Here is a 17,798-nt window from a genome sequence, read left to right on the forward strand (position 1 = left end):
TATTTGCGCCGGGGATTCTATCCCCGGCGCTTTTTCTTTGTGCCATAGTGCGGCTTGCATGCGGCGGGTGCGCGACAATCATGCAAGCCGCGCGGCAGCGGTATGTGGCGTATACAGTCGTTGCCATTGCGAACAGGAGCCTCGCCATGAAGAAGAAATCGGCGCGCCAGTTGGTCACGGCAATTCTGCTCTCGGCATCGGCTCTTGCTCCGGCCGCGGGCGACAGCGCCGGCACGAAAGACGGCCTGCTGTTTTATCTTTCCGGCGCCAAGGGCTTTGACGCCGACGTGGCCTCCGGCGATCCCTCGCCGAATTTCATCGACAAGACGGCGATAGCCTCCGACCCCAAAGCCGGTCCGTTCATCCGTTCCGAGGGTGAGCAGCTGCTCGCATGGCACGCCGGCGGTAACATCTACGCCCAGCGCGGCACACTGGCATTCCGCTTCCGTCCACGCGAGCCGCTTGGCGAGATGCAGTTCCCGCTGTGGCGCGTTTCCTACGCCGACCATACCTCATGGGACATGGACTTCCTGCGCATCGACTGGAACGGCCATGGCATCGATGCGTTCGTCACCGACAACAATCTCGCCCGCCTCCGTGTGTCCTACAGGATGGACACGGTCCCGGCCCCGGATCAGTGGATCGACATCACCTTCACCTGGGACGAGACGGCCGGTGTGAAGCTCTATGTCGGCGGGAAACTGGTAGCCGAGAAAATACAGACCGCTGTGCTCGATGCGGGGCTCGACCAGTTCGGTCCGTTCCACCGGACGATTTCGCCGATGCAGGTCCAGAGCCAATACCAGTATGTGCGCGGCGGCGATATCGATGAAATCCGCATCTATGATCATGCCATCAGCAGCGACGGTGTTGCTGCGCTGGAAGCCGGTCGGCCGCTGACGGCGGACGCGACACCCGCCAGATCCTTGGCCGATCCTCGATTCCGCCAGGAGTGGCTGACGCGGTATGGCTGGACCAATGAGCCGCCGGTTGTACTCTCGGCGCCGCAGACGGCGATCCGCAAGGTGGAAGTGACTGCAGCGTGGGACATCAAGGAGCGCATGATGGGCGCTTCAGACGGCATGGCCGAGACCACTTGGCCGGGCGTCTACAACCGGTCGAAGCTGCCTGGTCGGCACGACTATTTCGAATTGCCGGATTGGAACGTCTATGCCGAGGGCGGCAAGGCGATCACATTCGATTTGCCGAATGAAGCCTGGAACCACATCGAGTTCACCGGTGCTGCTTCCGGCACCCTGACGGCCATCAATTCCACCGGCGAAGAAAAGCTCGGCGACCGGCCGCAAGGTCTCGAGCGCAACGCCTACCAGTTCGCGGCTCGTTCGGGCGGCCACTTGCGCTTCAACAACGCCGTTCAAGAGACACCGATCCAGGAGCTCGGATTCTACAACATCGTGCCGGGCGCCGAACCGCAGAACGAAACCAAGCTCTCCTACACGGTGCGCGCAAGCGCGGAGCCGGACACTTACGCCTCTACCAGCGAACTTCGCCGTTTCATCGATGCCCGCTATGTTGCCGACGAGCGGGAGACGGTGGTTGCACTGCCTGATGGTGCGCCGTCCCGCAAACGTGCGCCTGCGGCGGGCCGATATCAGCCCATCGCGCACATTCTCATCCCGTCCGACTTCCGCAATGGCCGCGGCGGGGCGCCGTCGAAATTCTCCTACACCTGGGAGAACATGGATGCCGGTCTCGACGGAATAGCGCTCGATATTCCGGCTCTGAAGGTGAAGCCGCTGAAGGACGGCCTGTTCCCGCTCAACATCCGGGTGATGGACCCGATCTGGCCCGGCCGCACGTTGATGGACGTCAACGTTTCGGTGAAGCCGGGCGAAGCCCGTACGCTGTGGCTTGATACGCGCGACCGCCTCCTTCCTCCGCATACAAGTCTTTATCTCACGGTGGCCGGCGGCGGCGGCGATTTCTCCGCTGCATCACTCGATGGCATGAAGGTGCGGCTGGTGATGAAGCCGCGTGCGGCCGCGCTGGCCGAGCACATTGCCGATCGTTGGGCACAGGTTCGTGACAACATGGCGTTCGTGGTGGAAGAACACACCAATGACAGGCGCCTGTCCCGCTACGAGCGCATGGAACGCGAATTCCAGTCTCTGTTCGCCGCCGATCCGGAACACACCCAAGGGCGGCTTTATTGGGCGGAACTCAATCCCGAACAGGGTTGGCCTGCCTTCAAACAACCCACACCGCCGAAAGGCGTGCCGCTGTGGGCGTTCCGCCAGACCGAAGATCTGAAGCTCGTGCGCCGCTTCATCGAATGGTGGATCGATCACCGCCAGTCCGATTACGGCGATTTCGGGGGCGGAATTTCCGACGATACCGATCTGACCCAACAGTGGCCGCCGCTCGCCGCTATGGGCGTGATTCCCGACAAGGTGCGGAACTCGTTGCGTGCCTTGACCGATGCCGTCGACAAGAATGGCATGATCACGAATGGGCTCAACACCATCCTCACCGATTATCTCCACACCTACGAGGAAGGCATCAACGCCCGCGGCGAGGATGCCTATCTCAATGACGGCGACCCGAAGTCTTTCGAGCGTCTGATGCAGACGGCGCGCGCTTATCCCAAGATCATCGAAACCAACAAAAGCGGGCACACCGGCTTTGTCAGCCAGGCGTTCAGCGCCACCCGCGTGGTGCGCGAAGGGCCGTGGGGATGGGAGCATCCCTATTCCTACATTTTCCTGCAGCCGGGCATGCAGTTGGTGAATTTCAACGGCAATCCTGCGCTGAAGAAACTGATCCTCGACATCGCCGACAGCTACATCGCCTATGGCAAAAAGAATGCCGACGGATCGATGTGTTTCCCCGAGTTCTTCAATCTCGCAACCGACCAGACCAAGGGCTGCCTGTCGCCGTCGACACGCGGACTCTATGGCGCAACGCAGCTTTTCTGGGCCGCCTATAGCTGGACCGGCGACAAGAAGTATCTTGCGCCGCTCGAAAGCTTCATGGGGCCAGGCCTGCATCTGGCTGTGCGCGGCATCAATGCCAATGCGTTGCCGCTGATGGGCAAGACCGAGGCGTGGGGCAAGGACATCCTCGACTACGTCGCCAAACTGCCGCGGTCCAGCACGGAATCGCGCAGCTTCACGGCCGCCCGCGACGATGGCTCGATGCCGATCGAGATGTACCGCTACGTCGGCTGGCTGCTCTCGGGAGACAAGAAGTATCTCGAAGACATCTACGGCGATGAAATCCAGACCGCCAACCAGCGCATGTACATGGTCACCGAAGGCCATTGGTGGAGCGATCGCGTCGAACTTTACAGCGATCTTCTGCAGCGCACTCGCCTCGGCGGCATAGTCGTCCGCCGCAACCAGGTCTTTCAGGGCAATCTGGTGAGCTGGCGCTTCGCCGGTCCCACCGACGCCGAACAGGTCGGCATCCTGGTTGGCGGAGCCATGCCGGACCGCTTCACCGTGGAGGCCTACAATCTCGCCGCCAAGCCGATCAAGGCGGCTATGACGGGCTGGATGATCGCCCCCGGCACCTGGAAAATGAGCGGCGCTGGCATCGCCCCCAAGACGTTCAAGTTCGAACGTGCCACCAGCGTCGATCTCGTCTTCGCGCCGCGCAAGACAACCATGCTGACGTTCGAGCGGGTCGAAGCCGGTCCGTCGACCGCCGACCGTCCGGATCTCGGCATCGGCGAAGACGACGTCGTGCTAACTGCCGATACCGTGGAGGTCACGGTGCATAGTCTCGGCGCCAAGCCGGCGGAAGGCGGCAAGATCGAACTCCTGGATGCCAAGGGTAAGGTTGTGGCCACCGCGCCGGTCCCTGCGCTGGCGGCTCCAACGGACCTACTTCCCAAGACTGCGAAGGTTACGCTGCCGCGCAAAGCCGGGGCGGCCAGCGTGCGAGTCGTGATGTCCACGCCGGAGATCACGCTCCTCAACAACCAGGTTCGCGTGCCTGCGGCCAAGCACTGAACGCGATAGTAAAAAGAAGGGCGGGCCTTGCGGTCCGCCCTTTTTGTATGCGCAATGCGAAAGGCGATCAGGTGCCCTTCGCTTTGGAGCCGGAATCCAGCGCGGCTGGATTTTTCGGCGTCATATCGTTGAGATTCCAGTCATCGGGATTGAACGGCCGTGCCGTCGGCTTCTGGACCGGGTACCCGTGCAGTTCGTCCTGGCTCGCGATGATATAGCCGCGCCCTTCGGCAACGTCGGCGATCAGGCGCACATCATTATAGTCGCGGTCCCAGGGCCGGGCGCCGGCATTGTGCAGAACATACTGCTGCACTTTTTCCACCGGCATCGGCGTCACATACGGCGGCCAAAGCGGCGGTTCTTTCATGGTGATGATCTTGGCCGGCGAGGTGGTGTAACGGCCGGTGAAGGGGATCGGTCGGCCGATCTGGTCCACCGCGATGTTGTCCTTCATATAGAGTTCGAGGTCGCCGTAACCGCCGAGTTCGACCATCGCAAGATTGGCGGGCGTCGAAATGCCGGCCCGCAGCACCGTGCCGACAAGCGTCAGCTTGCCGACCTGCCACGCCTTGTCGCCCCATTCCTCGGCCATCAGATTGTAATGGACGGCGCGCTGGCCGGGATCGTAGATCAGGTTGTTGATCATCGCCGCGCGCACGCCGCCCTTCAGCAGCGGGTTGCGCTCGTAATTGTGCGCATAGAGATTGTTGACGATCAGGATGTCGTTGGCGTTGTCGTGGATCAACGACCCTTTGGAATGTTCGATTTTGGCATGGGTGGCGAAGGTCAGGCCCTCGGCGATGATGTTGTTCGAGAACGTCACCCGGTGCGAGGCCATCTGCCGCCACCTGTCGGGATCGCTGCCTTCGAAGCGTTGGCCCGAGGCGCTCATGTTTTCGTCGGTAGCCCAGGTGACGGTGTTGTGATCGAAGATCACGTCGTGGGCCGCGCCGCTGGTGCCCATCGCGTCACAGTCGAAGCCGCTTTTCTTGGGCAGGCCGGCATCGCCGACACGCACGCGGATGTGCTGTACCACCACGTCATGGGTGGCGACGTCGATGCCGCCGCGAATGAACGTGATGCCCGGCGAGGGGGCGGTCTGGCCGGCGATGGTGAGATAGGGCTCGGAGATCTTCAGCTCTTTGGCGCCGAGATCGATCACGCCGCCGACTTCGAACACGACGATCCGAGGCCCCTTGGTGGCCACCGCTGCCGCGAACGAGCCGGGCCCGTCAGTGTTGAGATTGGTGACTCTGATAATTGCGCCCCCGCGGCCCCCTGGGGTTGTGGCTGCCCAGCCCATAGCCCCTGGAAAGGCCAATGGCGCAGATTGAGATTGAGTTGCAACAGGAGGGGTTGCTGGTTTGGCCTTCGGAGCTGCCTGGGTGGGCAGGAGCAGCAGAAGGGCGGCCGCCGCCGCAAAATTGAGTCGGCACATGGAGGCTCTCCTGAAGACGGCTGGAGGCGGTAACGCCGGAAAGGCCGGTGCGTACCGTCGCAGTTCCCGTCTCTTTGATTGATAATGACACCGGTTTCCTATAAACCCATTACACCTGCTCCGGAAGGGGCAACCGGCACGACATCAACACCCGTCGGCATAGAGTGGAGCGCGTCATGGAGGCAGTCCTCACGTCCAATTCGGTCGCTGAAGCAATCGCCAATGAATTTGTTTCGGCTCGTTTGAAGGCTGTGGCGCTCAGCGGATTTCCGGGAACTCTGCCTGCGACCCTGGATGCGGCCTACGCCGTGCAGGATGTCGCGATCAAGATTTTCCCCGACGAAGTTGCCGGCTGGAAGATCGGCAAGATTCCCGCCGACCTGGTCGGACCGCTCGGCTCCAAATCGGTTTCCGGCCCGGTCTTCCGTAAGGACGTGCGCTATGCGGCGCCCGGCGGCACGGTCGAATACGGGCAGTTCGTCGGAGGCTTTGCCGCAGTCGAAGCCGAATACATGTTCGAAATCGGCGAAGATGCGCCGGCCGGCAAGACGGTATGGACGACCGCCGACGCGATTGCCGTGGTGAAGCGGATGGTGTGCGGTGTCGAAATGGCCGGCAGCCCGCTGGCCACGATCAACAAGATCGGTCCGCTCTGCGTCGTATCGGATTTCGGCAATAACAACGGCATCATCGTCGGACCCGAAATTCCCAATTGGCGTGATCGCGTGCTCACCGAACTCACCTGTGAGACGTTCATCAACGGCAAGTCGGTTGGCACCGGTATGGCTGCCAATGTGCCGGGCGGCCCGCTCGAATCTCTGCGTTTCGTGGCCGAACTTTGCGCCAAGCGCGGTCTGCCGCTGAAGGCCGGGATGATGATCACCACGGGTGCCATCACCGGTGTTCACGACATCAATCCGGGCGAAATGGCGCGGATCGAGTTCAAGGGCCTCGGCGCCATCCAGTGCGTTGGCGTCCCGATGAAGCCGCGGGTCTGAAGGACCGCCGCACTCAACGTCTGCTTTGACGGACCGGCATTGACCGCTGGACTTCTTCGGCGTGCCTGAAATCGGCAAAAAGGCCGAAGTTTGAGAGGGTTACTCGCGCGACGCGGGGTCGCCTTCGCGTCCGCGGCCATCCGGCTTATCACGCAGCGCAACCCGCTTTACGCTGTGGCCATGTATAAACCGCCCATTCAGCAATGGATGTCGACCCTCAAGGCTTACGAGCGTCACATCTCGGCGGCGGCCATGCTCGGCGGCTTCGGGTTCGACTTTTTCGCGTATGGCCGCGTCGACCACGCCGTCACGCAGACTTTGCTGATCGTCTATCTCGGCGTTGCGGCGTTCTCGATCGCGCTGCTGCATTGGCTTGAAGCGCATCAAGAGTGGGAATCGACGTTTGTCGCCAAGCTGCGAGCCTATCTGCCTGCGCTGACGCAATTCGTGCTCGGTTCGCTGTGGAGTGCGTTCCTGGTGTTTTACGCCCGAAGCGGCGTGCTGGCCGGTTCGTGGCCGTTCCTTCTCATCCTGTGTGCCATCTTCGTCGGCAACGAGGTGTTCAAGCGCTACCATGCGCGCCTGATATTCACCACAACGCTGTTCTTCTTCGCGCTGATCTCCTATTGCGCCTTCATGCTGCCGGTCTTCACCAAGTCGATCGGCGTGGCCATGTTCCTGGCGAGCGGCGTCGTCGCGGTTGCAGTGTTTGCCGGCTTCTTGTGGCTACTCTCGAAGCTCAGCCGCTCGCGGCTCGGTGAGGTGAAATGGCAGATCGGTGGCAGCGCCGTGGCCGTCTATGCGCTGGTCACCGGACTTTATTTCCTCGATGTCCTGCCGCCATTGCCGCTCGCGATGCAGCAGACCGGCGTTTACCACTCCATCTGCCGCGTCCCGGCGAGGGGTGCTATCCGTTGCGTCGGCACCAAGCCGGACAAGGGCATGGCCCGCGCCCGGAGCATATATTACCTAGCGGCAGAGGAACCGCGTTCGCTGCTCGGTTCCGTGGTCAGCCGCCGTACCGTTCACGTCGAGCCGGGCATGCCCGTGATCGTGTTCGGAGCGGTGTTCGCGCCGGTCGACCTCAATACCACCACCTATTATGTCTGGCGGCGGTATGACGATACAAAGGGCGATTGGGAGACGGTACAGCGGCTCACCAACAATCTTCGCGGCGGCCGCGACAAGGGCTATCGCAACTACTCCTACAAGAACAACGTGGATCCCGGCCTCTGGCGGGTCGACGTCGAGTCGGTAGACGGCCGCCTGATCGGGCGCACCGAGTTCAACGTGGTCAATGCACCGGCACCTAGCGACCTGAAAATCGTTCGCCTCTAAACAAAATCAACTTGGCAAGGCCGGCTCCGCTCCCCACATAATCGTCGTGCGGGGACCGGAGGTACGCGTGACGCGACGCCAATTACTGGGTTCCGCAACAATATCCGCACTATTTGTGCGGCCATCTGTGGCCACTACGACCGTTTCGGTGACGGAGTTCTCCGCTGCCGGGCAGGCGCTAGGCGTTAAGCCTATACCCAAACTCGTGCGAAGCGACGAGGACTGGCGCCGGCTGCTCCCTCCGCTCGCCTTTGAGGTGACGCGCCATGCCGGAACCGAGCGTGCGTTCACCGGTCCCGGTTGGGACAATCATGCCGACGGTCTCTATCGCTGCGTTTGTTGCGGCACCGCATTGTTCGATTCCCGTACCAAATACGATTCGGGGACTGGCTGGCCGAGTTTCTATCGCCCAATCGCGGCGAGCAACGTTCGCGAGACCCGCGATGGCAGCTTGTTCGCAGTGCGCACGGCGGTGTCGTGTGTTTTGTGCGACGCCCATCTTGGCCATGTCTTCGGCGATGGACCGCGACCGACTGGCTTGCGCTACTGCATGAACGCCGTGGCGCTCAAATTCGTCCCGCGGGCATAAGGAGATCGCGATGCTGAAGCCTCTGCTCCTCTCCATTCTGCTCCTCTCCGCTTCGGCGTGTGCCGAGGAAACCCAACGGGCACTACCCATGCCGCAGCAGGATGTGCCGGCGAGCGACGCCAATCAGACCGCGGTATTCGCAGGCGGCTGCTTCTGGGGGATGCAGGGCGTCTTTCAGCATGTCAGAGGCGTGAAGTTCGTGACGGCGGGCTATTCCGGCGGAGCGGCGTCTACCGCTCGCTACAATGTGGTCGAATGGGGCAATACCGGCCACGCGGAAGCCGTGCGTATCACCTACGATCCACATCAGGTTTCCTATGGCACGCTGTTGCGGGTTTTCTTCTCGGTCATGGATCCGACCGAACTCAATCGCCAGGGACCCGACGAGGGGCCGCAATATCGTTCCGAGGTCTTTGCCGCCGATCCGGCACAAGCACGGGTCGCATCCGCCTATATCGCCCAGCTGACGGCAACCCGCGTTTTCTCAAGACCGATCGCTACACGGGTGTCATCGCTTTCCGGCTTCTATCCTGCCGAGGATTACCACCAGGACTACCTGATCAAGCATCCCGATGCCCCGTATATCGTCGTCAACGACCAACCCAAGATCGAGAAGTTGCGGGCGCTGTATCCCGCAGTCTACAGCGCCCGCGCGATCACGATGGCTCGACGGTGATCATTCTACCCACGAGTACCCCTGGCGTTCGGTGAGAGCGAAGGAACTCGACGGTCCCCAGGTCCCGGCGGTGTAGGGCAAGGGGCGCATGTCGCGCTCCTTCCAGCCCGCCTCGATGCGATCGATCCAGGTCCAGGCACTTTCGACCTCGTCGCGTCGTACGAACAGGAACATCGAGCCGTTCAAGGCATCGAAGATAAGCCTTTCGTAGGCGATGCGCCGCCGCGTGGTGCGGAAGGCATCGATCAAATTGAGGTCGAGCGTCACGGGCCGCAAACGCACCGCTTCCAGTTCGGGCGTCTTGTTCATGATCTGCAGCGCAATCTCTTCCTGTGGCTGCAGCCGGATGACAAGGCGATTGGGCGCGTTCATGGTGCGGTGGAAAATCGAATGTGGCACCGGCTTGAACTGCACCACGATCTGGGTTGAGCGTGTCGGAAGCCGCTTTCCGGTTCTCAGGAAAAAGGGCACGCCGGCCCAGCGCCAGTTATCGATGTGGGCGCGTAGGGCGACAAACGTCTCGGTGTCGGAGGTCCCACCGCCGGCTTCCTCGCTGTACCCCGGCACGGCGCCGCTTTCCATGAAACCGCGGCGGTATTGACCGCGCACGGTTTCACGCTCCACTTCGGCGGCACCGATCGGGCGTAGGGAACGCAGCACCTTGACCTTCTCGGTGTGTACGGAATTGGCGTCAAGGTCGGGTGGCGGTTCCATCGCGACCAGGCAAAGGAGCTGCAACATGTGGTTCTGCACAATGTCGCGCAGGGCGCCGTAGGAATCGTAATAGGACCAGCGCCGCTCAACGCCGACGGTCTCGGCGACGGTGATCTGGACGTGTTCGATGGAATCCTTATTCCACAAGGGTTCGAACAGCGTGTTGGCAAACCGGAGCGCGATCAGATTCTGCACCGTGTCCTTGCCGAGATAGTGATCGACGCGGTGAATGCGGTCTTCTGGAACCGCTTGCTCCAACGCGATTTCGATTTCGCGCGAAGTTTTGAGGTCGCGGCCGATCGGTTTTTCCACCGCAATCCGTGTCTCCGGTCTGATCAGGCCTGCGCTCTTGAGGTGCCCGGCAATGGTGCCGAAGAAGTCGGGCGAGGTCGAAAGATAGTGCAGCGGAATCGCGCAATCCTTGAGTCGTTCATTGAGACCGCGATAGGGCGTTTCTTGAGTAACGTCGCCGGCGCAGTAACTGAGGCGCCCGGCGAAACGGGCCCAGACGTCTTCACGGAAATCGGCGCCCGCGTGATCGACCAGGCTGTCATGCACCTTCGCGATGAAGGCGTTGTCTTCGAGTTCGCTGCGGGCCGCGCCGACGACTATGAGGTTGTCGGCAAGATGGCCTTCCATGTCGAGAAAATAGAGCGAGGGGTAGATCATCTTCAGCGCGAGGTCGCCGGTGGCGCCGAAGATCACGAGCGCTTGTTTGTCTGCCATGCAGCCTTTCCGAAATGAAACAGGCCGGAGTCTCCTCCGGCCTGTTCAAAATCGCAATCGTACAAGCGCATTCCCTTACGGGAACAAACGCACCTTTATGCCAGTTTGCAGTCGTCGAAGTTCGCCGGCTTGAGGCGCGGCGAGATCAGATGCACGACCAGCAGGCCGATCAGGTAGATCACGCCGGCGATGACGAAGATCAGGGTGAACCCACCGGTATGTGCCAGCGCCCGGCCGACGCCCGCGGCCATGATGATGCCGCCGATGGCGCCCATAGTGCCGCCGATGCCCGAGCAGCGGCCGACGGCCTGCTTCGGCATCAAGTCTGAAGTGAGCGTCATCAGGTTGGCCGAGAAGGCTTGGTGTGCGGCAGCGGCGATGCCGATGATCGCGACCCAGGCCCACATGTCGGTAACGAGCTGGCTGAACACGGCCATCGGCAAGACCGCGGCGGCGCAGATTAGCATCGAGAACTTGCGTGCCTTGTTGACGGTGAGGCCGGCTTTGATCATCGCGGAACTCATCCAGCCGCCGAACACCGAACCGACGTCCGACACCAGGAAGATGATGATGACCGGCAGCGCGGTGCCCGTGATTTCCACATGATAGGTCGTCTGGAAGTAGTAGGGCAGCCAGAAGGAATAGAGGAACCACACCGGATCGGTGAGGAACTTGCCGAGGCCATAGGCCCAGGTTTCCTTCTTAAACAGGACCTTCAGCCACGGCAGCTGCTTCACCGGCACGAAGGGATCGCTTTCGATGTAAGCGAGCTCCTGCTTGGAAACGAATTTGCTCTCTGCGGGCTTCGAAAATAATGGGATCCAGAAAAACAGCCACATGATCGACAGACCGGCAGTGGCGACGATGGCCCATTGCCAGCCATAAAGCACCAGCACGAAGGGGACTATCAGTGGCGTCAGGATGGCGCCGAGATTAGTACCGGCATTGAAGATGCCGATGGCGAACGACCGTTCGCGTTGCGGGAACCACTCGGCCACGGTTTTGAGTGCCGCCGGGAAATTGCCGCCTTGGCCAAAACCGAGAACGGTGTAGCTGACCGTGAAGCTGATCAGGATCAAGGTAGGCGGCAGGAAGCCGACAACGGCGCAGGCGATATGCGCGAAAGTCCAGACGCCGACTGCGATCATATAACCGCGCTTGGCGCCGAACTTGTCAATCAGTTGGCCGAACACCAGGAAGCCGACGGCATAGGCGGCCATGAAGAACTGCACGATGCCGGCGTAGTCGGTTTCGCTCCAGCCGTATGTTTCCTGCAGCGTCGTCTTCAGGTAACCGAGCGTCAGGCGATCGACGTAAAGAAGGCTGGTGGCGAAAAAGATCAGCGCACATGCCACCCAGCGGTACCAACCTGTCGCTTTTACCGCGACCGGCCCCGCTTTGTTTCCGCCAAGGTCGGTTTGACTCATCGTATGATCTCCCTGGATGGCGGTGTCGCCGCCGTGAGGTTCGGGTTACCGGTTCTGACGCCGGTCACTAAATTGGATAGCACAGTCTGTTACCGGTAACGAATGTGCCATTGCCGCTCCCCGGTCGAGAGTGGGAAGGCATTGGATGCAGCGCGAATCTTGGCATCATCCGGGTTCCGGTTCCGGCCTGGATAGGGGCATTATGGCGGAGTTGACACCGGTGGACAAGGAGGAGCTATGACGGGGGAAGAGGCGGCACCGTTCGTCGTTTTCGGACCATCGCACCAGATTGTGCTGGGATTGATTGTCGTTGTGCCACTGGTGCTGTCGGCGCTGGTGAAACTGACTCGGTCCGTCACATTGTCGCGGGCGATCTCGTGGTCGTTTGTTGCCGCCATTGTCGGTGCCTGGATCGCTTGGTACGTCGTCTTCACCCGGCAGGGCTGGATCGATCTCGGTAACGCGCTGCCGCTCGATCTTTGCAGTTGGGCAGCCATCGCCACGGTGGTTGCGCTCATCACCGGCAACCAGAAGGCGTACGAACTCGCTTGGTTCTGGGCCATGGCTGGTACCGTTCAAGGCATCGTCACGCCCGACATCCCCGACGATTTTCCCGCCTTCCGCTTCATCGAGTTCTCGACCTTCCATGGCGGGATCATTGCCGGTGTCCTGTTCCTGACGCTCGGCCGCGGCATGCGCGTTTATCAGCGTTCGATTCCGCGCGTGATCGGCTGGTCGCTGATCTACATGGCGGTCGCAGGAATTGCCGACTGGGTTCTCAAGGTGAATTACGGCTTCCTGCGCGCCAAGCCGGGCCACGCGTCGCTCTACGATCTGATGCCGGTCTGGCCTTGGTACATCCCGGTCGTGGTGGCGTTGGCGCTGATCGCTGTTCTGATCTGTTATTTGCCTTTCGCAGTCGCCGACGCAGTGGTGTGGCTCAAACGCAAGAGGGCGTAACTACCAGCCGATTTCCTTGCCGGAATAATCGAGGAAGCGCCCGCTCGTCCGCGGCGAGAGTTCCGCGATGCGCGTCCGCAAGCCGGTCACGGATGTCTTGGCGTCGAGCGGCGCATGGGGGCCGCCCATGTCGGTTTTGACCCATCCGGGATGGAAGATGCCGACAAGGAGGCCTTCGCGCGCCCACTCCTTGGCGACGGCATGCATGATCATGTTGAGGGCCGCCTTCGAGGCGCGATAGGCAATCTCGCCGCCGGAAGAATCGGAAATCGATCCCATCTTCGAGGTCAGCACGGCCAATTTCCGGTCGCGGCCCGCCAGCAGATTGGGTTTGAACGTGCGCGCCAGCCGAAAGGGCGCTACGGCGTTCACCCGCAAGGTTTCCGTGACCGCGTCGGGATCGCAGGTGTCGGCGCCCTGTGCGCGCGGCCCCCAGATTCCGGCATTACTGACCAGGATATCGATGCCGACACCGTTCAGTGTCGCGGCCAGCGTGGCGACGCTGGCCGGATCGGCAACATCGAGTTCCATCACCTTGACGCCGAGTTGCTGCAGCGAATCGGCCTGCGCCGGATGGCGGCAGCAGGCGATTACATCGACGTCCTCGGTCTGGTACTGGCGGGCGAATTCCAGCCCAAGTCCGCGATTGGCCCCGGTAATCAGCACGGTCGTCATGTCTTACCTTGGGTTCAGTTGTAATTGTCGCCAGTTTGCCGTTTAGCTTGGGCTCATGTCCATCTGGGGAAAAATCGGCGTTGGAGCGGCCGGGCTTTTGTTCGGCGGTCCGGTGGGAGCGGCCCTCGGCTTTGTCGCGGGTCATTATCTGTTCGATCGCGCGGCGGAGATCGACGGAGCCGATCCGGGGGTCGCTTTTACCATCGCGATGATCGGATTGGCGGCCAAGATGGCGAAGGCCGACGGAGTCGTCACCGAAGCGGAGATCGAAGCGTTCGATCGCGTCTTCCGGGTTCCGCCGGAGGAGCAGGCGACCGTACGCCGCTTCTTCGATCTCGCACGGCAGGATACGGCCGGCTACGAAGCCTACGCGGTTCAGATCGCCCGGATGTATGCCGCCCAGCCCGCCGTATTTGAAGACATCCTCGACGGTCTGTTCGAAATCGCCGCCGCCGACGGGGTACTGCATCCCGACGAGGAGCGATTCCTCGAACGTGTGGCGGACATCTTCGGCTTGTCGCCGGGCGAATTCCGGCGCATCCGTGCCTCGCATTTTGCACCCGATGCCGCCGATCCCTATGTGGTTCTCGGTGTCGAGTACGAGGCGAACACCGACGAGATCAAGCGGACCTATTACCGTCTTGTGCGCGAGAACCATCCCGACAGCCTGATCGCGCGCGGCGTGCCGGAAGAGTTCGTGAGAATCGCCAATGACAAACTGGCTGCGATCAACGGCGCCTACGACAAGATCTGCAGAGAACGCGGAAGCAACTGAGCCCGCACAATTCTGCGCGGGCCCAGCGATAGCTGCCTAATTCTTCTTGACGATCTCTGCGACCGATTTGGCAAAGCCGTCTTCCACGTCTTGAATGGAGGTGGATGCGCCAGCGACACCGCCAAGCGCGAAATCCTTCGAAACCTGGTATTTTCCAGTTGTAGCGCCGCTCGGGTCGAGGATCTGGATATCAGCGTCGACGTGAATCTGGCCAAGGCCGATCAGCATCGCACGAGCAAAAGCGCTGCCAGCGTCGTACTGCGTGAAATTGAGCTTCATCTCGCTGGCTGCCGCCGCTTCGGGGCTGGTCGGATCGATGAGGATGCCAGGCGTTGTGGCGCTGAGCTCGTTTTTCACCTTCATCACTATGCGTTCGAAATCACTAGCCGTCATGACGACGCCGGGTGCGGCCGTTGCTGTTATCGTCTTCAGTTTCAGGGTCTGAACCTGCTCGGCACTCATAGCCTGCAAAACGGTCGGCTTGGTCGAACTAGTAGCGCAGGCGCCGAGCAACAGTGCGAGGACCACGGTCCCCGCGAAATGCGTGATTTTCATTTGCCCCCCAAAGGTGAGATGCGTCATCCGCATCAGGTGAAACCGGCCGGAACATACCGCGCGATGGGGGATTACGGATATGCGGGCCGGCCGCAGGGCTCGCTGCAAATCGTCTCATAACCGGTGGGCCGACCTCGTCAGCGATGTCCGATGGTATATCTGATGTGAGGTGGTCTGGGGGCGGGCGGCTCCGGAAGAGGGGCATCGCCCGTCGCAACGCCATCGATCTCGGTCGATTGATCGGCTTATCGCCGACGTTTCACGGAGCAGTGCGGGCTGAGTTCAGACGCCACTGCTTCCCAAAATTCTTTTTGCGCCAACTCCGTTTCAGCCCGCTTCATCGCTTCGCGATAGGCGGCCAGACCGAATTCGGCTGCCAGCTCATTGGCCTTGCGTCCGACCTCGACGGGATTGGGTTGCTCGCTCATGCCGGCGTTTTGGCACATCTAGGCAGTTTTCAGAAGCCTCGTTGCAGCGGTTTTCTCAGTTATTACAAATGGTTGAAGGTGCTTTTCGGAAGACGCTTGACGATTGATGATTTATTGATGATATTCACATCAATAGAACGCCGGAAATGGCTCCGGCCTCAAGCAAGGAGATTTCATGAGCAAAATCGGTGTCGGCGTTGGGGAAGACTTCCCGGTCGACGAAAACAACAAGCCCGAGCCCGACGTGGAGGATCTCGGCACCTGCCACCACCGCCACCATGGGCGGAAAGAGGCTTGGCGGCGTTTCCGCCATCAAATGCATCAGGAATGGCATGCGCGCCGGCGCGCCTTCCGGGATCGCCTCAACGAACGCGAAGGCGTGGAAGCGATCCACGAATTCCGCGAACACCATTTGCATCATCTGATTGTCGGCGGACTGGCCGTTCTCGGCCTGGCGGCCTTGATTGCCGGTTTGAGCCGTCGCGATTAATGGAGGGCGCCATGCATCACGATCACATGCGCCGCCGCTTCCGCGGCATGACGGCCGAGGCCATGCGTGCCGCCGCCGATGCCATGGAAGCGTCGGGCGTCGAACCTGCCCGCGCCACCACGCGGGTGCAGCTCGAACTGCCGCCGCAGGCAATGGAGCGGCTGCAGCGGCTCAAGGACCGCACCGAAGCGGCGTCTTATGCCGAAGTCATCCGTAACGCCCTGCGCCTGTTCGAGGCACTGGTCGACGAACACGAAAAGGGCGCCGAGTTTTCGTTGAAGCGCGCCGACGGCGAAACGGTGGCTTACAAGATTTTCGTTTGACCTCTACATCGCAGCGATGGCGCGGCCCACTTCGGCAAGAGTGTTTTCCGGATCGGGCCGCGTCGCCTCCGTGTAGTAGGCACACGCCAGGATCGGCGCCCGCCCCGGAGGGTAGATAATGGCGACGTCATTATAGGTATCATGCTTACCCGTGCCGGTCTTATCGGCAATTCGCCAGTCCTTCGGCAACCCGGCCTTCAGTCGTTTGATACGGGTAATACTTCGGGCCATCGTGTCGATCAGATGCTGCCGCGAGGCGGGCGTGAGCACATCGCCAAGTAGCACTTTCTGCAAATTCTCCAGCATGGCGTCGGGCGTGGTGGTGTCGCGCGGATCGCCGGGATCGGCGTTGTTGAGCGTCAGTTCGGTGCGGTCGAGCCGGCTGGTCTTGTCGCCGAACCCACGGACAAACGCCGTCCATCCCGCTGGTCCACCGATGGTGTCTAGAAGCAGGTTGGCCGCCGTGTTGTCGCTGACCTGCACAATGGCGTCGACTAGGTCCGTTACGGGAAGGGCTGTGTGCTTTTCCGTTACCGGCGACCAAACGAGATGATCGGCTTTGCTGTAGGCGATCACACGGCTGGCATCTTCTTTACCCGTGTCGATGCGCTTCAGCACTGCCGCGGCGAGCAGGAGCTTGAATGTCGAGCACATGGCAAACCGTTCGGTCGCGCGATGACGCAACCTTTTGCCGCTGCCGGTGTCGAGTACGGAAACACCTAGACGGCCGCCCGTATCGAGCTGGCCGAGGCTGTCTTCGGCTCGCGCCGGTGACGCCACCACGGCTGCCACACCTGTCATAACCGCACGTCGTGTCAGCATTGGTTCTTCTCCATGATCTGAGGTTAAATCGTTCCTATGCGACTCGTCGAGCGTCCTTCACCCAACCACGATGCGCGCCCCGGCGGCGTCGACATGCTGATCCTGCACTACACCGGGATGCCGACCGGCGAATCTGCGCTGGAACGGATGTGCGATCCCGACGCGAAGGTTTCGGCTCATTACATGATCGACGAAGACGGCACGGTGTATCGCTTGGTTCGGGAGGAACGGCGTGCTTGGCATGCCGGCGTTTCGTACTGGGCTGGCGAGAAGAACGTCAATGGCCGCTCGATCGGTGTCGAATTGGTCAATCCTGGACATGAATGGGGCTATCGACCGTTTCCTACCGCTCAGATCGAAGCCTTGATCGAACTCAGTCGCGGTATTCTCGAGCGACATCCGATTCCGGCGCGCCATGTTCTTGGCCATTCCGACGTAGCGCCCGACCGCAAAACCGATCCCGGCGAGTTATTTCCATGGCGGGCGCTGGCGAAGAGCGGCATCGGTCTTTGGCCCTCACCAGGCAAGTTGGAGGGCGATTTTGCGCAAGCACTGGCCGCGTTCGGCTACGGCGTTTCTCCGGATGTCCCGGCTTCGCTTGAGTGCGTCACTGCCGCGTTTCAGCGCCACTTCCGTCCGGCCCTTGTCGATGGCGTAGCGGATGCCGAGTGTACCGCCATCCTGGCAGGGCTGGTGGCGGCATAAGGCCTGGATTCCCGGACGCTTAGGTTGCCCGCAAGATCGTTGCGCTGCCTTTTCCGGGCTTAGGCCGGCCGCCTTACGATGGTGCAAGGTTAACGTTGGCGCACTTCGGTTACGCGCAATTTTGCCGGGAGCGCCTTCTTTCTTTCGTAAAGAATGTGTTAAAATTAACGCCGTAATCGTGGGGA

The 17,798-nt window shown here is 61.2% G+C and carries 17 protein-coding genes; 10 read left to right on the top strand and 7 right to left on the bottom strand.

The window, feature by feature from the left end:
* Positions 1 to 146: 146 nt before the first annotated feature.
* Positions 147 to 3,974 carry a LamG domain-containing protein gene (locus FHS84_RS09095; protein WP_166933214.1) on the top strand — a complete coding sequence of 1,276 codons (3,828 nt, stop codon included), beginning with the start codon at positions 147 to 149 and terminating at the stop codon, positions 3,972 to 3,974.
* A 67-nt stretch (positions 3,975 to 4,041) separates the two neighbouring features.
* Here the strand turns inward: FHS84_RS09095 and FHS84_RS09100 are convergent, their stop codons facing one another.
* Positions 4,042 to 5,181 (bottom strand): pectate lyase, encoded by a 1,140-nt coding sequence (locus FHS84_RS09100; protein ID WP_166933216.1) that lies wholly within the window; start codon positions 5,179 to 5,181, stop codon positions 4,042 to 4,044.
* Between the two features lie 407 nt (positions 5,182 to 5,588).
* Here FHS84_RS09100 and FHS84_RS09105 point away from each other — a divergent pair, with 407 nt between their 5' ends.
* The 4 genes from FHS84_RS09105 to msrA all read left to right on the top strand — a co-directional run bounded on the left by FHS84_RS09105 (position 5,589) and on the right by msrA (position 9,013).
* Positions 5,589 to 6,410, top strand: coding sequence for a 2-keto-4-pentenoate hydratase (locus tag FHS84_RS09105; RefSeq protein WP_166933218.1), 822 nt, complete (start codon positions 5,589 to 5,591; stop codon positions 6,408 to 6,410).
* 180 nt (positions 6,411 to 6,590) lie between these two features.
* Positions 6,591 to 7,748, top strand: a complete 1,158-nt coding sequence (locus FHS84_RS09110; protein WP_166933221.1) for a DUF2914 domain-containing protein — start codon at positions 6,591 to 6,593, stop codon at positions 7,746 to 7,748.
* A gap of 127 nt (positions 7,749 to 7,875) precedes the next feature.
* Positions 7,876 to 8,337, top strand: coding sequence for a peptide-methionine (R)-S-oxide reductase MsrB (gene msrB, locus FHS84_RS09115; RefSeq protein ID WP_341801820.1), 462 nt, complete (start codon positions 7,876 to 7,878; stop codon positions 8,335 to 8,337).
* Between the two features lie 10 nt (positions 8,338 to 8,347).
* A complete protein-coding gene (gene msrA / locus FHS84_RS09120; protein ID WP_166933227.1) occupies positions 8,348 to 9,013 on the top strand; it encodes a peptide-methionine (S)-S-oxide reductase MsrA in 666 nt (221 codons plus the stop codon).
* On the opposite strand, the gene zwf is transcribed toward msrA, so the two are convergent.
* Together zwf and FHS84_RS09130 are read right to left on the bottom strand one after the other, a co-directional pair.
* Positions 9,014 to 10,453 (bottom strand): glucose-6-phosphate dehydrogenase, encoded by a 1,440-nt coding sequence (gene zwf / locus FHS84_RS09125; protein WP_166933229.1) that lies wholly within the window; start codon positions 10,451 to 10,453, stop codon positions 9,014 to 9,016. It abuts the gene before it with no gap.
* Between the two features lie 95 nt (positions 10,454 to 10,548).
* Entirely contained in the window at positions 10,549 to 11,880 is a 1,332-nt protein-coding gene (locus FHS84_RS09130; protein WP_166933231.1) for an MFS transporter, read from the bottom strand.
* A gap of 237 nt (positions 11,881 to 12,117) precedes the next feature.
* Between FHS84_RS09130 and FHS84_RS09135 the strand changes: the two genes are divergently transcribed.
* Positions 12,118 to 12,840 (top strand): YwaF family protein, encoded by a 723-nt coding sequence (locus FHS84_RS09135; RefSeq protein ID WP_166933234.1) that lies wholly within the window; start codon positions 12,118 to 12,120, stop codon positions 12,838 to 12,840.
* On the opposite strand, the gene FHS84_RS09140 is transcribed toward FHS84_RS09135, so the two are convergent.
* A complete protein-coding gene (locus FHS84_RS09140; protein WP_166933237.1) occupies positions 12,841 to 13,515 on the bottom strand; it encodes an SDR family oxidoreductase in 675 nt (224 codons plus the stop codon). It lies immediately after the preceding gene.
* Positions 13,516 to 13,570: 55 nt separating this feature from the next.
* Here FHS84_RS09140 and FHS84_RS09145 point away from each other — a divergent pair, with 55 nt between their 5' ends.
* Positions 13,571 to 14,290: a TerB family tellurite resistance protein gene (locus tag FHS84_RS09145; protein WP_166933240.1), complete on the top strand. Its 720-nt coding sequence runs from the start codon at positions 13,571 to 13,573 to the stop codon at positions 14,288 to 14,290.
* 36 nt (positions 14,291 to 14,326) lie between these two features.
* Here the strand turns inward: FHS84_RS09145 and FHS84_RS09150 are convergent, their stop codons facing one another.
* Both FHS84_RS09150 and FHS84_RS09155 read right to left on the bottom strand, forming a co-directional pair.
* A complete protein-coding gene (locus tag FHS84_RS09150; RefSeq protein WP_166933243.1) occupies positions 14,327 to 14,845 on the bottom strand; it encodes a DUF4410 domain-containing protein in 519 nt (172 codons plus the stop codon).
* Between the two features lie 245 nt (positions 14,846 to 15,090).
* Positions 15,091 to 15,273, bottom strand: a complete 183-nt coding sequence (locus tag FHS84_RS09155) for a hypothetical protein (protein WP_166933246.1) — start codon at positions 15,271 to 15,273, stop codon at positions 15,091 to 15,093.
* A 175-nt stretch (positions 15,274 to 15,448) separates the two neighbouring features.
* Between FHS84_RS09155 and FHS84_RS09160 the strand changes: the two genes are divergently transcribed.
* A complete protein-coding gene (locus FHS84_RS09160) occupies positions 15,449 to 15,763 on the top strand; it encodes a hypothetical protein (RefSeq protein ID WP_166933248.1) in 315 nt (104 codons plus the stop codon).
* 11 nt (positions 15,764 to 15,774) lie between these two features.
* Positions 15,775 to 16,086 carry a ribbon-helix-helix protein, CopG family gene (locus tag FHS84_RS09165; RefSeq protein ID WP_208393778.1) on the top strand — a complete coding sequence of 104 codons (312 nt, stop codon included), beginning with the start codon at positions 15,775 to 15,777 and terminating at the stop codon, positions 16,084 to 16,086.
* A 3-nt stretch (positions 16,087 to 16,089) separates the two neighbouring features.
* On the opposite strand, the gene bla is transcribed toward FHS84_RS09165, so the two are convergent.
* Positions 16,090 to 16,908 carry a class A beta-lactamase gene (gene bla, locus FHS84_RS09170; protein WP_166933250.1) on the bottom strand — a complete coding sequence of 273 codons (819 nt, stop codon included), beginning with the start codon at positions 16,906 to 16,908 and terminating at the stop codon, positions 16,090 to 16,092.
* A 36-nt stretch (positions 16,909 to 16,944) separates the two neighbouring features.
* Between bla and FHS84_RS09175 the strand changes: the two genes are divergently transcribed.
* The gene (locus tag FHS84_RS09175) at positions 16,945 to 17,613 is read left to right on the top strand and encodes an N-acetylmuramoyl-L-alanine amidase (RefSeq protein WP_166933253.1); all 669 of its coding nucleotides are present in this window, start codon (positions 16,945 to 16,947) and stop codon (positions 17,611 to 17,613) included.
* Positions 17,614 to 17,798: the final 185 nt, after the last annotated feature.

The organism is Rhizomicrobium electricum (assembly GCF_011762045.1).
GTDB classification, from domain to species: domain Bacteria; phylum Pseudomonadota; class Alphaproteobacteria; order Micropepsales; family Micropepsaceae; genus Rhizomicrobium; species Rhizomicrobium electricum.

What these genes read in the sequence shown, in the direction of transcription:
- FHS84_RS09095 (WP_166933214.1), top strand. Translation starts at nt 147, where the DNA reads ATGAAGAAGAAATCGGCGCGCCAGTTGGTCACGGCAATTCTGCTCTCG.
- FHS84_RS09105 (WP_166933218.1), top strand. Translation starts at nt 5,589, where the DNA reads ATGGAGGCAGTCCTCACGTCCAATTCGGTCGCTGAAGCAATCGCCAAT.
- FHS84_RS09110 (WP_166933221.1), top strand. Translation starts at nt 6,591, where the DNA reads ATGTATAAACCGCCCATTCAGCAATGGATGTCGACCCTCAAGGCTTAC.
- msrA (WP_166933227.1), top strand. Translation starts at nt 8,348, where the DNA reads ATGCTGAAGCCTCTGCTCCTCTCCATTCTGCTCCTCTCCGCTTCGGCG.
- zwf (WP_166933229.1), bottom strand. Translation starts at nt 10,453, where the DNA reads ATGGCAGACAAACAAGCGCTCGTGATCTTCGGCGCCACCGGCGACCTC.
- FHS84_RS09130 (WP_166933231.1), bottom strand. Translation starts at nt 11,880, where the DNA reads ATGAGTCAAACCGACCTTGGCGGAAACAAAGCGGGGCCGGTCGCGGTA.
- FHS84_RS09135 (WP_166933234.1), top strand. Translation starts at nt 12,118, where the DNA reads ATGACGGGGGAAGAGGCGGCACCGTTCGTCGTTTTCGGACCATCGCAC.
- FHS84_RS09140 (WP_166933237.1), bottom strand. Translation starts at nt 13,515, where the DNA reads ATGACGACCGTGCTGATTACCGGGGCCAATCGCGGACTTGGGCTGGAA.
- FHS84_RS09145 (WP_166933240.1), top strand. Translation starts at nt 13,571, where the DNA reads ATGTCCATCTGGGGAAAAATCGGCGTTGGAGCGGCCGGGCTTTTGTTC.
- FHS84_RS09150 (WP_166933243.1), bottom strand. Translation starts at nt 14,845, where the DNA reads ATGAAAATCACGCATTTCGCGGGGACCGTGGTCCTCGCACTGTTGCTC.
- FHS84_RS09155 (WP_166933246.1), bottom strand. Translation starts at nt 15,273, where the DNA reads ATGAGCGAGCAACCCAATCCCGTCGAGGTCGGACGCAAGGCCAATGAG.
- FHS84_RS09160 (WP_166933248.1), top strand. Translation starts at nt 15,449, where the DNA reads ATGAGCAAAATCGGTGTCGGCGTTGGGGAAGACTTCCCGGTCGACGAA.
- FHS84_RS09165 (WP_208393778.1), top strand. Translation starts at nt 15,775, where the DNA reads ATGCATCACGATCACATGCGCCGCCGCTTCCGCGGCATGACGGCCGAG.
- bla (WP_166933250.1), bottom strand. Translation starts at nt 16,908, where the DNA reads ATGCTGACACGACGTGCGGTTATGACAGGTGTGGCAGCCGTGGTGGCG.
- FHS84_RS09175 (WP_166933253.1), top strand. Translation starts at nt 16,945, where the DNA reads ATGCGACTCGTCGAGCGTCCTTCACCCAACCACGATGCGCGCCCCGGC.